The following is a 15,078-nucleotide window of genomic DNA, read 5'->3' on the forward strand; positions in this document are numbered from 1 at the left end:
CCGCCTCAGGAACGCAGGAAAAATAAGCCCCGCGCCTCCGGCATCTTTTCCCCGAAAAAGGCATACCGGGCGCACACCGGGAACATGCAACAAACGCACGTCCCTTCCGGCAGACCGGAGCACAAAAAAACGCCCTTCCCCCGCAGGGAAAGGGCGTTTTTTCCGGTACAGACTGCTCCTACCAGCGGGAAAGAATCTGATAGGTCGTGGTGGCCACCAGCATGGCCACGCAGGTATTGAAGGCAAAGCTGAACAGCGCCCATTTCACGGAGCCCGTTTCCATGCGTATGGTGGCAAGGCTCACGAAGCACGGCGCATACAGCAGCACGAACAGCAGGAAGGAAACCACGGAAGGAATGCTCCAGTTGTCGTCCCGGGCGATGAACTGGGCGAGCGTGGTGGAATCCTCCTCCGTATCATAAAGGGAATAGGCCGTGCCGAGCGTCGTCACAATGACTTCCTTGGCGGCAAGGCCGCCCAGAAGGGAGATGTTGGCTTCCCAGCTGAAGCCCGCATAACGGCTCACCGGTTCCATGGCGGCGCCTATGCGGCCTGCCACGGTATGGCGCAGCATTTCTTCGCTGAAGCGCCCGTTTTCCCCGCGGACGGCTTCTTCCAGCGTACGCTGAAGTTCCGATCCGGCAGGAGCGGCATCCAGCTGCTGCTGAAGCTCACGCAGCGTGAGCTCGTGGTTCTGCACCCTGTCTTCGGGCAGGCCCGGATAGGTCATGGCCGCCCACACCACGATGGATATGGCGAGAATGACGGTACCGGCCTTTTTCAGGTACTCCCAGGTCCGTTCCCCGGCATGAATGATCATGCCCTGCAGGGTAGGCATGCGGTAGGGAGGCAGTTCCATGACAAAGGGCGTGGCCGGCCCCTTGATGAAGGAGGAACGCAGAACGCGCGCCGCCAGCATGGCCACCACCCAGCCCGTGAGGGTAAGGCCGAACATGACAAGGGCCTCGTTTCCGGGGAAGAACACACCGGCAAACACGATGAATACGGGCAGTTTCGCCCCGCAGGCCATGAAGGGCACGGTAAGCAGCGTGGCAAGCTTCTCACGCGGGCTGCGCAGGGTGCGCGCGGCCATGATGCCGGGCACGGCGCAGCCGCCGGCAATGCCGCCGCCCAGGATGTAGGGCACCACGGAAGCGCCGTGCAGGCCGAAGATACGGAAGATGCGGTCCAGCATATAGGCCATGCGGGCCATGTAGCCGGAGTCTTCCAGAATGGCGATCTGCATGAAGATGAGCAGGATGAGGGGCACGAAGCACATGACGCCGCCCACCCCGTCGATGATGCCCGACGTGATCATGGATTTCAGCACGCCGTCGGCCATGCCCGCGTCCACCACATCGCGCAGCCAGCCGAAAAGAGCCTCCACCCACTGCATGGGCACTTCGCCCAGGGTGAAGGTGATGCGGTACATGAGATACATGATGCCGAGCATGATGAGCGGGCCGAGAAACTGGTGGGTCAGAATATGGTCGGCCCGGTCGGAAAGATCCATGCGCTGGGCAATGTCGTCGCGCCGCGTGAGCACGCCGCGCAGAAGGGAACTGATGTAGCCGTAGCGGTAGTCGGCAATGATGGCTTCGGCGCTGGTGCCCAGCGTGGCCTTGAGGTGGGCTTCCACTTCGTCGAGATGTTCCTTGACATGGGCCATGACGTCGGGCTTGTCGTGACTCAGTTCGGAAAGGATTTCCTCATCGTTTTCCAGAAGCTTCAGCGCCAGCCAGCGCGTGGGATAGGGAGCGCAGCCCACGCCCTCCTCGTCCAGGGATTCCGTCAGATGATTCAGCACCGGATCCAGGTCCGGGCCGTAGGAAATATGCAGCGGCTTCCACGGCTGCCCTTCCTTGGAACGGCTGAAGGCCAGGGTTTCGCGCAGATACTCCTGCAGCCCTTCGCCCGTGCGGGCCACGGTTTCCACAACGGGAACGCCGAGCCTCTGAGAAAGGGTGGGCACGTCGATGCTCATGCCCATGGCGCGGGCCTCGTCCATCATGTTCAGGCCTATGGATACGGGCACGCCCATTTCCATAAGCTGCACGGCAAGGTAAAGGTTGCGCTCCAGCGCCCCGGCATTGAGCAGCGCCATGACGGCCAGGGGCCTTTCCCTGCCGATGACGCGCCTTGCCACCCGCTCTTCCTGAGTATAGGCGGTAAGAGAATAGGCACCGGGCAGATCGATGATGCGTATGGATTCCCCGTCGCAGTGGGCTATGCCTTCCTTCTGCTCCACGGTAATGCCGGGGTAGTTGCCCACATGCTGACGGGCGCCGGTGAGGGCGTTGAACGATGTGGTCTTTCCTGAATTGGGATTTCCGGCGAGCGCCAGAGTGGGCATGCCGCTGTGCGTCAGCCCTTCATCAGAATGATGGAAGTAAGACATCAGTCGTCAGTCTCCACCAGAATGAAATCAGCCTCGTTGTTGCGCAGGCTCAAGGTAAAACCGGGAAGACGGAGAGCGACCGGATCGCGCAGAGGGGCGCGGCCGATCACTTCCACTTCGGCTCCGGTCACCAGTCCCATGTCGCGGATGCGGCGGCCCAGTTCCCCGTCGGCCAGTACGGAGGCGATGCGTGCCTTGCGACCCACGGGAAGAGAACGAAGAGGTATGCTCATGGAAACATCCTTAAAATGCTGAGGTTCAGCTCCTCGCATCGGGAGTTCAGGGCCGCGCGGAGAAAGTCCGCTCTGTTCTGCAGGCTCCAGCCTGAAGCCCGCCTGTTCACTGAATGTCCCGACACTGATGCGTTGCAACAAGCTACCTCCCCAATGGCGGCCTTGTCAAATCATGCCCGCCCGTTCTTGCCCCGGAAGGCAAGCTGTGGCATAGTCGGGCCGTTGTTTCCAACAGCCCCCGTTCCCTGTAAAAATCCCTGCTTCCTCCTACCGCCACAGGCAGATTTCCATGCTTCCCCTGCTCGACGTCCAGCATCTTACCGTTTCCTTCGGCAATGTTCCCGTGGTCCGCGACCTCAGCTTCCGTCTTTTTAAAGGACGCACGCTCTGTCTGGTGGGCGAATCCGGCTCAGGCAAAAGCATGACGGCATTCTCTCTCATGCGTCTGGTGCCGGAACCCGGCCGCATTGTTTCCGGTTCCCTTCTCTTTGCCGGGGAAGACCTGCTGAAGCTTGACGAAAAAGCCATGCGCGGCAGACGCGGGCGCGACATCTCCATGATCTTCCAGGAGCCCATGACCTCCCTGAACCCCGTACTCCGCATAGGCGGGCAGATCGCGGAACCTCTGGAGATCCATCAGAAGCTCAGCCACCGCGAGGCTCTGGAGAAGGCTGCGGAGCTCATGGCTCTTGTGGGCATTCCCGATCCTCACCGCCGCCTCTCCGACTACCCGCATCAGTTTTCCGGAGGCATGCGCCAGAGAGTGATGATCGCCATGGCTCTGGCCTGTTCGCCGAAGCTGCTTCTGGCCGACGAACCCACCACCGCACTGGACATCACCATACAGGGGCAGATTCTGCGGCTTCTCGGCCGCCTGGCCCGGGAACGCGACATGGGCGTGCTGCTCATCACCCACGATCTCGGCGTGGTGGCGGAAGCTGCGGACGACGTGGCCGTCATGTACGCCGGGGAACTGGTGGAACAGGCCCCGGTAAACGCCTTTTTCGAGCGCCCCCTTCATCCCTATTCCGAAGGACTCATGGCCTGCGCGCCGCTGGTGGGCAATCACGACAGCAGCCGCCTCCCCTCCATTCCCGGCATGGTGCCCCTGCCTTCGGAACTGCCGGAGGGCTGCGCCTTCCGTCCGCGCTGCCCCCATGCTTCCCCTGAATGCCTGACCACGCCGCCCCTTCAGAGCATGGGCGAAGGGCATCTTGTCCGCTGCTGGAAACCCCTTGCATAAAAAATTTACGTTAAACGAAAAAAAATGCTTGCCAAAGGGAGGCAAATTTACTAAGAACATTCCTGCGCCGAAGTGGTGAAATTGGTAGACACGCTAGGTTCAGGGTCTAGTTCCCGTTCGGGAGTAAGAGTTCGAGTCTCTTCTTCGGCACCAGTAAGAAAGCAAGGGTCATGGTTTTTACCATGACCCTTTTTTCGTCTCTTCCTTATCGGTACTTCTTTCCTGCGTCGCTGCAGGGCACGGCGCTTCCGAGCTCACACAATGCTTTCTGCGGCTGTTGTTTTCCGCGTATCTTTTCCGCCGTGCCTTTTTAAAAAGAAAGACGCCGCCTTTTACAGCCTCTCCCCTCCCCTCACGGCTGTTTCTCTGCTTTTCAGGCAGGCCTGAATCCCGCTCCCTCTCAAAAGCAATGACCGGGACGTGTTTTCCCCGCGCTCTCCATCCCGGCCCCCGAGGGCACGCCGCTCCCGCACTCTGCACATGCTCCCGGATACATGTTTCTGCGGCACGTCCGGGCCCTGCGCAGGAACACGCCTTCCGGAATAATTCCGTGCAGCCCCTCCTTCCGCATGCCCGCACCGGAGGCACTCCCCTGCCCCACGCCGTCCGACATGAAGAGCTCTCTTTCCCGGAGCATCGGAAGCGGCATGATGTCCCGGGCATTCTTTTTCCCCGGAAAGCAGAAAAACATGCGCTCATTTCTGCAAAAAACACCGATTGACAAAAATACAGAATCATTCGTAACATATCAAAAAAATGTACTTTTTGAACGGATGGATTTTAAAGACAAAGCATTTTTTACTGGAATTTTCAAGGATTCCCTAATATAGCTCAGACTAACGACTGACACTATTTCCTGTGACAGGAAAGCACTCTTCTTCGACACCGGGGGACAGAAGCATCATGACGGAACAACAACATGATCTCAGCGGCATGATCTCCGGCTCCCCGCTTCTGTCCGGAAATTTCCTTATCCGCAGACATAAGCGCCGCTGGAATACGGACGGACGGCACCTTTGCTCGCATGTTCTGCCCTGTCTGGATGCCCTCCCCCCTGCGGTTATCAAGGAAAACAAGCACAGAAACCGACTCTTCACGCTGAACGTGACGGAGCTTTCCGTCTCCTGCTGCCGCATTTTCTGGCCGGTGAAAGACATCCGGAACTGCGCCGTGTGCCGGCATGTCCTTCCCGATGGGGAAACCTTCAGAAACGCCGCCTTCCCCGGAGAAAAACAACGCAGGATGCTCAGCCCGGAAGAAGCCTGCACGTTCACCCGCCTTCCGGAGAAATACGGCATAAGGCCCAGCGCCCAGGCCATCCATCTGCTTCTGCGCACAGGTACGGCCAAGTCGGAAATTCTGCATGCCCGCCGGGAAAACGTGAGTCTGAGATACGGCATTCTTGCCGCAAGCAGCACCTGCACGGAGTGCAGCCGCCTCATTCCGCTCAACAACGGGGCCATGAAGCGCATCTGTAATCTTCCAGAATACAAGAATGTCCCCTCTCCTTTCTCCTCTGCAAACGGCAACCGGTCCGCATCCCTTCACCTATACACGAAACCTTCTGCGCAAAAACAAACGGCAGACCGGAACTGCGCAGCATCATGGACCTTACCGGCCTGAAACTCCGACGCATAGACAACGTCATTCAACCGTACACAAGGACCCGTCATGAAAGGCATACTTCTCGCAGGCGGCAGCGGCACAAGGCTCTATCCGCTTACAAGGATCACCTCCAAGCAGCTTCTGCCCGTTTATGACAAGCCCATGATCTATTACCCGCTCTCCACGCTGATGCTCTTCGACATCCGGGAGATTCTCATCATTTCCACGCCGCAGGACACGCCGAACATCGAGGCGCTCTTAGGCGACGGTTCGCAGCTGGGGCTGAAGCTTTCCTACAAGGTGCAGCCGGAACCGAAGGGCATAGCCCAGGCCTTCACCCTGGGGGCGGATTTCGTGGGGGATGAGGACGTGTGCCTCATTCTCGGCGACAACATCTTCTACATGGGCGATCAGATGAAGGTGTACCGCCGCGCGGTGAAGCAGAACACGGGGGTGCGGGCCACCATTTTCGCCTACCATGTTTCCGATCCCGAACGCTTCGGCGTGGTGGAATTCGACGAGAACCGCCGCGCCCTGAGCATTGAGGAAAAGCCCGAACATCCCAAGTCCAACTACGCTTCCGTGGGCCTTTACTTCTACCCCGGGGACGTGTGCGGCAAGGCGGCCACCCTTGAGCCTTCGGCGCGCGGGGAGCTGGAAATCACCGACCTCAACAACATGTACCTGAAGGAAGGCCGCATGAGCGTGGTGCCCATGGGCCGCGGCATCGTGTGGCTGGACGCGGGCACGCCCGATTCTCTGGCCGACGCCACGCACTTCATGCAGGTCATTGAAAAGCGCCAGGGCCTCAAGATCGCCTGCGTGGAGGAAATCGCCTACCGCAAGGGCTTCATCGACGACGCGGGCATGAAACGTCTCATCAACTCCATGAAAAAAGGCGCGTACCGCGAGTACTGCGTCAAAGTGTTCGAGGAAAGCCATGAACTTTATTAAAACGGCCCTTGAGGGCGTCTTCATCATAGAACCCCGCGTCTTCACCGACAATCGCGGTTATTTTTTTGAAAGCTACAGCAAGGCGGCCTTTGAGGCGGCCGGGCTTTTCTACGACTTCGTGCAGGACAATCAGTCAAAGTCCTCCTACGGTACGGTGCGTGGTCTGCATTTTCAGAAGGGCGAACACGCCCAGGCCAAGCTGGTGCGCGTGCTGGAAGGGGTGGTGCTCGATGTGGCCGTGGACCTTCGCCGCGCCTCTCCCACCTACGGGCAGCATGTGGCCGTGGAGCTTTCTGCGGAAAACAACCGCCAGCTCATGATTCCGCGCGGCTTTGCCCACGGCTTTTCCGTGCTGAGTGAAACGGCGGTGTTCGCCTACAAGTGCGACAACCTCTATTGCAGGGAATCCGAAGGCGGCATCCGCTTTGACGACCCCACCCTTGCCATCGACTGGCGTATCGACATGGCAAAGGCCCTCACTTCGGAAAAGGATAAGCAGCACCCGTATTTCTCGGAGTTTGAAACATGTTTCTAGTTACCGGAGCCGGCGGCCAGCTCGGCAGTGAACTGAGGCTTCTTCTGGGCGAAGAGGCCGTGTATGTCGGGCACGGGGAACTCGACATCACGGATGAAGAGGCGGTGAAGGCCTTTTTTGCCGGAAACAGCTTCGATTTCGTCATCAACTGCGCGGCCTACACGGCGGTGGACAAGGCCGAGGACGACACAGAGGCGGCGGAGAAGGTGAACTCGCTCGGCCCCCTGTACCTTGCGCGCTACGGCCGCCGCATCGTACAGATTTCCACGGATTATGTGTTCGACGGCACCTCCTGCCGCCCCTATACGGAAAAGGATGCCCCGAATCCGGTTTCCGTATACGGCAGAACCAAGCTTGCCGGGGAAAACGCCGTGCTTGCCGGGGCCGAATGCGCCGTCGTCATCCGCACCTCGTGGCTCTACTCCTCCTTCGGGGCAAATTTCGTGAAGACCATGCGCCGCCTGGGCGCGGAACGCGAGAGCCTCGGCGTGGTGTTCGATCAGGCGGGTACCCCCACCTATGCGGCGGATCTTGCCGCGGCCATTGTCTCCATGCTGCCGCAGATCAGGCCCGGCATGAAGGAAGTGTATCACTTCAGCAACGAGGGCGTGACCAGCTGGTACGATTTCGCCGTGGCCATCATGGAAGAATCGCACCTTGCCTGCGCCGTGCGCCCCATCGAAAGTTCGGCATACCCCACCCGTGCCGTGCGTCCGGCCTACAGCGTGCTCAACAAGGCGAAAATCAGGCAGGATTTCGGCCTCACCATCCCTCACTGGAGAGACGGACTGAAAAGGTGTGTCCGAATCATAGAAAATTAAAAAAATTACCATCTATGATGTAACAATATCCTTTCATAAAAGTCTGACCTTATAACTTTCAATATGCCAATACAGGAGTATTGAGTATGAATAAATATATAAAAAAATATTACTGGAAATTACATAAAATGATATTTTCCAAAAATTTTTTTCCTGAAGGTTATCTATGCCTTTATCCTGATGTTGAAAAGTCAGGAACAGATCCATGGGAGCACTATGTTAAATATGGAAAAAAAGAAGGTCGTGTAAAAAACATTATAAGAAAAATGCCCTTTTCATCAAATGAAAAAGATAATTTAGATATTTTTATAGATAATATAAATATGATAAAAGACATATCTGAATCTGAAGATTCAGTTGCCATTGCCTGCTGGGAAGGCTGTCATAATCCGATTGGAAGAGCAAAAGTTCTTTATGATATATTGGAAAATGCAGGACGCCCCGTAGTGTTATTTGCGTTCTCCATGGGATCTTTTGGTGAAAAAATCTGGTCCCCCATAGACGATGGAAAAAGTCATATTTTTATTATTCCATGGAGTGAAAGAAATATATATTTCAATATATTAAATTTATTCAACATTACCTTTAAAACCGTATGGATATCAAAGAATCGTTTGCCAAGTCTTATACTTGCGTCGAATTTATCAAATAATAATACAAAATTTATTCTTGATATAGATGATTTTGAAGAATTATTTTATGATAATGACAATTATAACTACATTTATAGTACAATATCTAAAAATATTTGTAATGAGTTAACTCAAAATATACACTCTAAAACAGTTTCAAGTTGTACACTTAAAGAAAAATTCGGTGGTCTTATATGCAGACACGCAAGAAAAAAACAAAATATTACACTTAATAGAAATACAGATAATTTTTTTCATATATGCTTTGCGGGAACGGTCAGAAAGCATAAAGACATTCTTGGGATGATACGAATCATTCACACATTCAATACAAATAATGACTTACAAATTAAATTACACATTTATGGAGATATCGACGAAGAGACATTACAAACGATTAAAGAAAACAAAAATATTACTATAGAAAATAGGCTCATTTCAAGAGAAGAGCTCTATACTATTATTTCATCGATGGATGCATCCATAACAGGAGGACCGGAGGAATCGACAGTTTCCCATTATCAGATATCATCAAAAATTGGTGATGCTCTTGCTGCAGGCATACCAGTACTGGTTCCAGACAGTCCATCAGTGGCAGATATTAAAGATATAGATGGCATTTTTATATATGATGAGGACAATTTTGAATCTATTATATATCATATCTCCAAAGCAAAAAAAATATATCCCATGCCTTATGAGTTTACCCTGGAAAGGGGCTATGAGATATTTTGTAATGCTGAAAAAGCTGCATCAAATTCCGACAGCATGCTTTCGCTTCGTGAAAATAATATTCAGCATAAACAACAAAACCTTGTATTAATTTGGAAACAATTTGATGCCGGGCTGTATGGAAGAAGAATTGATCAAATAGCCCGCACATACAAGTATCATAATAAAAATTGCCGTGTTATCGTATTAGAGATAGCTTCTCATCAAGTTTATGTAAATTTAAATTCAGAACTTTTAAATATGGACTCCGATGCAAATTTAAAATACAGCTTATTACAAAAAAAATATAATACCTATATTCAAAATGGTGTGGAATATATATCCATTTTTTATGAGAATGATGATATAAATAAGGAATTTGTTAAATTCATACATAATAACGAGTTGTCTGTTTTAAACACATGTATGATTATATTTCCCATAATACCCGACCAGAGAATATTAAAAATTGTCAGTATGTATCATACCATAGCTGATATTGTAGACAATAATCTTATGTGGGATAAAGAAAAATATGATATAAAAAGTCAATATTACAAAGAAGTATTCAGCTTATCAAGCTTGAATATATTCAATTCTAAATATAATATGGATTATTTCAACAAACTTTTCCTGTCGGACAGGCAAGATAAGAGTGTACTTATACAAAATTGGTATACATGGTATAAAGAATACAGTCCAAAGAAACATGACTGTATAAATATTATCTATTCAGGAAATATGAATGACCGTATTGACTGGGACCTGTTTATTAAAACAGCTGAAGTCTTTAAAAATTCAAAAATACATATTGTTGGTGTTGCAAACAATTCACAAAGTGATTTGTATAAAATTTTAAAATATAACAATGTTATTTATTATGGACCATTAAATGAAGAACGACTTATCCGCCTTATCGAATATTGTGATATTTTGATAATTCCTCACAAAAATGATGATATATCGTACTATATGAACCCGTTGAAAGTCATGATGTATGACTTTTTTCAATATACCTGTAGTTTCAACAGACGTAAACGGTATATACAACAGTAATAATATATACATAGCAAAAAATCATGATGAATTTATTACATTTATAGAAGGCATAATAAACAAAAAAATAAAAATAAAAAAACATGATGAAAAGTGTAATTATGGAGATACCTATAATAAATATATAGATATGTCATTCATTGAAATTGGCAGGAGAAAGATTGGATGAATATTGCAATTGCAGGTACCGGTTATGTTGGCCTTGTCTCCGGGGTATGTCTTGCGGAGAAAGGACATCATGTCACCTGTGTGGATATTGATGAAGCAAAGCTCGAACTCATGCGCCAGGGGCACTCCCCCATTTATGAGAATGATCTTGAGGAGCTGATGCGCAACAACAATGCGGCGGGACGTTTGCACTATACCTCGGATTACCGTTCCGCCTACGCTCATGCCGATGCCATTTTCATCGGTGTGGGGACGCCGGAAATGGCGGACGGCAGCGCAAACCTCAGCTATTTGTCCGATGTCTGCAGGCAGATTGCGGAAAGTGTGGAGCAGGACTGCCTTGTCGTGATCAAATCCACGGTTCCGGTCGGCACCAATGACAAGGTGGAGCGTTTTCTGCACGACTTTCAGAAACATCCCGTGAAGATAGAAGTGGCGTCCAATCCCGAATTTCTGGCTCAGGGAACGGCCGTGCACGACACCCTCAAGGCCGCACGCATCGTCATAGGGACAGAGTCTGCCGAAGCGGAGGCCGTGTTGAGAGAGATTTATGAACCTTTCGGGCTGCCCATAGTCTCCGTCAGCCGCCGCAGTGCGGAAATGATCAAATACGCCTCCAACGGCTTTCTGGCACTCAAGATTTCCTATATCAACGATATTGCAAACTTATGCGAACTTGTCGGCGCCAGCATCGATGATGTGGTGGAAGGCATGAAGTATGACTCACGCATCGGTGAAAAGTTTTTGCATGCGGGCATAGGGTACGGCGGCAGCTGCTTCCCCAAGGATACCAGTGCACTGTTTTCTCTTGCCAATTCCCTGCATTACGAACTCAAGACCGTGGACGCGGCCATACAGATCAACAGGAAGCAGAAACTCCGCCTTTTCCAGAAGGCCAGGGAAAGACTGCTGACGCTGCAGGGGCTGAAGGTGGCCGTGCTGGGACTGACCTTCAAGCCGGGAACGGATGATCTGCGCGAAGCCCCGTCGCTGGTGAATATTCCGCTGCTTCTTGAAGCGGGGGCGGACGTGTATGCCTATGATCCGGCGGGCATTCCCCATTTCCGCAAAAAGTATCCTTCGGAAGTCACCTATTGCGCGTCGGTGAAAGAAGCGTTAACCGATGCTGATGCCTGCTTCATTTTTACGGAATGGCCGGAAATTGCATCTCTTGAGCCGGGCATGTTCAAGTCATGGATGAAGAATGCGCTGGTATTTGATGGCCGCAACATCTGGAAGCCTGAAAAAATGGCGGAAAGCGGCGTGGAATATTACAGTATCGGCCGATAATGTTAATTCAACAGGATAAGTCATGACCTCCATTCTCGTCACCGGCGGAGCCGGATTCATCGGATCCAACTTTGTACCGTACTTCTGCGAAAAGTACCCGGATTATCACATCATCAATCTCGACAAGCTCACCTACGCGGGCAATCTCGACAACCTGAAGGAATGCGAGGGCCTGCCCAACTATACCTTTGTGCAGGGGGATATCTGCGACGAGGCGCTTGTTGAGAAGCTGTTCACCGAATACGACATCAGGGGCGTTGTTCATTTTGCGGCGGAAAGCCATGTGGACAACTCCATCAAGGGCCCCCGCGCCTTCATGGAAACCAACCTTATGGGCACCTTCACCCTTATTGAAACCGCGCGCCGCCACTGGATGGAGGCCCCGGGCAAGGTGAAGGCGGGCTATGAGAACGCACGCTTCCACCACATTTCCACGGATGAGGTGTACGGCACCCTGGGTGAAACCGGATTCTTTGCCGAAACCACGCCCTATGCGCCCAACTCCCCCTATTCCGCGAGCAAGGCGGGTTCGGATTTCATCGTGCGCGCCTATCACCACACCTACGGCATGAACGTGACCACGTCCAACTGCTCCAACAACTACGGCCCCAAACAGCACTTTGAAAAGTTCATTCCAGTCATCATCTCAAAGTGCCTTGTCGGGCAGCCCATCCCCGTGTACGGCAACGGCGCGAACATCCGCGACTGGCTCTATGTGCTCGACCACTGCAAGGCCATCGACCTCATCTTCCACAAGGGCAGAAGCGGCGAAACCTACAATATAGGCGGCCACAACGAGCGCGACAATCTCCAGATTCTGCACAAGGTGTGCGGCATTCTCGACGAAATGCGGCCCCGCGCCAACGGCGCAAAGTACGAAGAGCTCATGACCTTTGTGGCCGACCGCCCGGGACACGACAGGCGCTACGCCATCGACCCCACCAAAATCGTCACGGAACTGGGGTGGAAACCGGATGAAAACTTTGATTCCGGCATTGTGAAGACTGTGGAGTGGTATCTGGAAAAGCTGGGATAGTTCATGAACCGCCTCGCTCTTTATGTATTCTGGGAAAAAGACGGCATAGTCCGTGACTATGTAACGTATTATCTGAACGCCCTGAAGGAAGTTGCGCAGGATATCATCGTCATTGTCAACGGGAAGCTGTCCGCCGAAGGCAGAAAGAAGCTGGAAGAACTCGGCGCAGACATTCTCGTCAGGGAGAATGAAGGGCTGGACTTTGCGGCGTGGAAGGCTGCGCTTGAGGATATCGGATGGGATAAGCTTTCCCTGTACGATGAGCTTATTCTCTGCAACTCATCCTGCTATGGACCGGTGTATCCCTTTTCCGAAGCGTTCCGGACCATGGAAGCGCGTGAATGCGACTTCTGGGGCATGGCCCGGCACCCGAAAACAGCACGACGTCTCCTTTCGGATGACCCGGAACGCAGTATTAAAGAGCATATCCAGTCTTTTTTTATGGTGTTCCGCAAAAAAGTCCTCTCCGGTGAGCATTTCCGCCGCTGGTGGGAAGAACTTGATCCCGCAAAGGGCTTTGTGGAGGAGGTTGATCATCCTGAAGTAACCTTTACGGAATACCTTGAGTCCGCAGGCTATACGTCGTCCTGCCTTGTGGACATGAAAAAATATTTTGATCTTGCGCCTGATGACAATGTCACGCTTCTTTATGCGGACAAAATGCTTGTGTCAGACCGGATGCCGCTGATACAGCGAAAGCTTTTCGTGCATGACCCGCGATGGTGGATACGCAGGTGCATGGGGCATGTGGCAAGAGACGTCTTCCGCCTGCTGAAGGAGCGCACCGGCTATCCCGAGGCCTTCATCTGGCAGGATCTGCTCGCCACACAGAAATTTTCTGAAGTGAAGGACGCCCTGCACCTCAACTACATTCTGCCTTCGGAGCTTTCGGAGAAGACGGAAGAAAAAACAGATACGGCGCTTCTGTGCTTTGCCTACTATCCCGATCTGTGCGCCTTCATGTGCCGCTACATCGCCTCCATGCCCGAGGATGCGCATATCTGCATCATTTCATCCCGGGAAGACACGCTGGATGCCTACCGGGAGGAAATGGCGAAACTTCCCTTCCGCAACGTGGAATACCGCCTCAAGCCCAACCGGGGAAGGGACGTGTCGGCCTACCTTGTCACCGGCCGGGATATTCTGCAGAACCATGAACTTGTCTGCTGTGTTCACGACAAGAAGTCGAAGCAGCTCTCCTGCCAGATCATGGCGGAGGACTTCGGCTATCACTGCATGGAATGCTGCCTGCACAGTAAAGATTATATGCGCAATATCATAGAACTTTTCCATAAGGAACCGTTCTGCGGACTGCTTGTCCCGCCCACGGTGTATTATGGGGATTTCTGCACGCTGGGGGCGGAATCCTTCCGTAACAGGAAGTCGATGACGGAGGCCTGTGAGATGCTTTCCCTTTCCTGCCCCATGGATGATACCCCCGTGGCGCCCTTCGGGGCGTATTTCTGGGCCAGAGGGGCGGCCCTTGCGGCCATGTTCCGCCACGACTGGAAGTATGAGGATTTCCCCGACGAGCCGCTTCCCGTGGATTCCACCATTTCCCATGGTATGGAACGGATATACCCTCTTGCGGTGCAGGATGAAGGCTACTATACGGCCTGGTGTTCTCCCGACATTCATGCATCTCTGTATATGAACAATTTATCCTATATGATGCGTGAATACAATAAGCGCCTGTATAAACTTTATGAATTCAATAACTGGACGGGTATGGTTGAAACGCTCGACAGGGATATTCATGACAAATTTTCCTTCCTTGTCGATAGGAAATTCAATAAGATTACCTATTATAAATATAAAGTGCTTTCAAAAATAACATTCGGCAGTATACGCAGTCATTACAAGAAGAAATATAAGTTCCTCAAGAAATGGAAACGGCAGCAGGAAGATTGATCCGTGCAGGGTACTCACGAAAACGGAGGGGAAGCCGGAACAGGCGGATCCTCCGGCGGCATGAATGCGGGGAATCGGCATGAGAACAGGGCTGGGAATCGCATGAACCGCCTCGCTCTTTATGTGTTCTGGGAACGGAACGGGGACGTGCATGACCATGTTGCGTATTACCTCAGGGGACTTTCTGAGGTGGCGCGGGATGTGGTGGTCATTGTCAACGGCACGCTGTCCGGAGAGGGAAAAAAGCGCCTTGAGGCGCTGGGTGTGGACTTTTTTGTCCGCGAAAACAGGGGAATCGACTTTGCGGCATGGCAGGCGGCCCTTGCCCGCACAGGATGGGAGACGCTTTCCCGGTACGATGAGCTTATTCTCTGCAACTCGTCCTGTTACGGCCCCATGTATCCTTTCTCCGAAATGTTCCGGGCCATGGAAGGGCGGGAATGCGATTTCTGGGGCATCAACCGGCAGCCGGAAGTACCGGAAAA

11 protein-coding genes and 1 tRNA gene are annotated in these 15,078 nt (G+C 52.4%); 10 read left to right on the plus strand and 2 right to left on the minus strand.

All coding sequences use genetic code 11. The features are described 5' to 3' along the window. Positions 1-178: 178 nt before the first annotated feature. Both feoB and Q0K07_RS02560 read right to left on the minus strand, forming a co-directional pair. Complete coding sequence (gene feoB / locus Q0K07_RS02555; RefSeq protein WP_294555972.1) at positions 179-2,398, minus strand: ferrous iron transport protein B; 2,220 nt, start codon at positions 2,396-2,398, stop codon at positions 179-181. After that, the gene (locus tag Q0K07_RS02560; RefSeq protein WP_077072415.1) at positions 2,398-2,631 is read right to left on the minus strand and encodes a FeoA family protein; all 234 of its coding nucleotides are present in this window, start codon (positions 2,629-2,631) and stop codon (positions 2,398-2,400) included. Before Q0K07_RS02560 ends, feoB begins: the two co-directional genes overlap by 1 nt. A gap of 289 nt (positions 2,632-2,920) precedes the next feature. Between Q0K07_RS02560 and Q0K07_RS02565 the strand changes: the two genes are divergently transcribed. The 10 genes from Q0K07_RS02565 to Q0K07_RS02610 all read left to right on the plus strand — a co-directional run. Next, entirely contained in the window at positions 2,921-3,874 is a 954-nt protein-coding gene (locus Q0K07_RS02565) for an ABC transporter ATP-binding protein (RefSeq protein WP_294555974.1), read from the plus strand. A 66-nt stretch (positions 3,875-3,940) separates the two neighbouring features. Beyond that, positions 3,941-4,027, plus strand: a tRNA-Leu gene (locus tag Q0K07_RS02570). Between the two features lie 1,518 nt (positions 4,028-5,545). After that, entirely contained in the window at positions 5,546-6,433 is an 888-nt protein-coding gene (rfbA, locus tag Q0K07_RS02575) for a glucose-1-phosphate thymidylyltransferase RfbA (RefSeq protein ID WP_294555976.1), read from the plus strand. Beyond that, entirely contained in the window at positions 6,420-6,968 is a 549-nt protein-coding gene (rfbC, locus tag Q0K07_RS02580; RefSeq protein ID WP_294555979.1) for a dTDP-4-dehydrorhamnose 3,5-epimerase, read from the plus strand. The genes rfbA and rfbC overlap by 14 nt, the downstream gene beginning before the upstream one ends. Beyond that, on the plus strand, positions 6,959-7,789 hold the full coding sequence (gene rfbD / locus Q0K07_RS02585; protein ID WP_294555983.1) for a dTDP-4-dehydrorhamnose reductase: 831 nt from the start codon (positions 6,959-6,961) through the stop codon (positions 7,787-7,789). Before rfbC ends, rfbD begins: the two co-directional genes overlap by 10 nt. A gap of 86 nt (positions 7,790-7,875) precedes the next feature. Continuing rightward, positions 7,876-10,188 (plus strand): glycosyltransferase, encoded by a 2,313-nt coding sequence (locus Q0K07_RS02590; protein ID WP_294555986.1) that lies wholly within the window; start codon positions 7,876-7,878, stop codon positions 10,186-10,188. A gap of 165 nt (positions 10,189-10,353) precedes the next feature. Continuing rightward, complete coding sequence (locus tag Q0K07_RS02595; RefSeq protein ID WP_294555989.1) at positions 10,354-11,646, plus strand: UDP-glucose/GDP-mannose dehydrogenase family protein; 1,293 nt, start codon at positions 10,354-10,356, stop codon at positions 11,644-11,646. 22 nt (positions 11,647-11,668) lie between these two features. Then, the gene (rfbB, locus tag Q0K07_RS02600) at positions 11,669-12,682 is read left to right on the plus strand and encodes a dTDP-glucose 4,6-dehydratase (RefSeq protein ID WP_294555992.1); all 1,014 of its coding nucleotides are present in this window, start codon (positions 11,669-11,671) and stop codon (positions 12,680-12,682) included. Positions 12,683-12,685: 3 nt separating this feature from the next. Then, complete coding sequence (locus Q0K07_RS02605; RefSeq protein WP_294555995.1) at positions 12,686-14,593, plus strand: rhamnan synthesis F family protein; 1,908 nt, start codon at positions 12,686-12,688, stop codon at positions 14,591-14,593. 102 nt (positions 14,594-14,695) lie between these two features. Continuing rightward, a partial coding sequence (locus tag Q0K07_RS02610; protein WP_294555997.1) for a rhamnan synthesis F family protein occupies positions 14,696-15,078 on the plus strand: 383 nt, incomplete at its 3' end.

Source organism: uncultured Mailhella sp., assembly GCF_944324615.1.
Classification (GTDB): domain Bacteria; phylum Desulfobacterota; class Desulfovibrionia; order Desulfovibrionales; family Desulfovibrionaceae; genus Mailhella.

Excerpts from the sequence above, each read along its gene's own strand:
- feoB (WP_294555972.1), bottom strand. The coding sequence starts at position 2,398 with ATGTCTTACTTCCATCATTCTGATGAAGGGCTGACGCACAGCGGCATG.
- Q0K07_RS02560 (WP_077072415.1), bottom strand. The coding sequence starts at position 2,631 with ATGAGCATACCTCTTCGTTCTCTTCCCGTGGGTCGCAAGGCACGCATC.
- Q0K07_RS02565 (WP_294555974.1), top strand. The coding sequence starts at position 2,921 with ATGCTTCCCCTGCTCGACGTCCAGCATCTTACCGTTTCCTTCGGCAAT.
- rfbA (WP_294555976.1), top strand. The coding sequence starts at position 5,546 with ATGAAAGGCATACTTCTCGCAGGCGGCAGCGGCACAAGGCTCTATCCG.
- rfbC (WP_294555979.1), top strand. The coding sequence starts at position 6,420 with ATGAACTTTATTAAAACGGCCCTTGAGGGCGTCTTCATCATAGAACCC.
- rfbD (WP_294555983.1), top strand. The coding sequence starts at position 6,959 with ATGTTTCTAGTTACCGGAGCCGGCGGCCAGCTCGGCAGTGAACTGAGG.
- Q0K07_RS02590 (WP_294555986.1), top strand. The coding sequence starts at position 7,876 with ATGAATAAATATATAAAAAAATATTACTGGAAATTACATAAAATGATA.
- Q0K07_RS02595 (WP_294555989.1), top strand. The coding sequence starts at position 10,354 with ATGAATATTGCAATTGCAGGTACCGGTTATGTTGGCCTTGTCTCCGGG.
- rfbB (WP_294555992.1), top strand. The coding sequence starts at position 11,669 with ATGACCTCCATTCTCGTCACCGGCGGAGCCGGATTCATCGGATCCAAC.
- Q0K07_RS02605 (WP_294555995.1), top strand. The coding sequence starts at position 12,686 with ATGAACCGCCTCGCTCTTTATGTATTCTGGGAAAAAGACGGCATAGTC.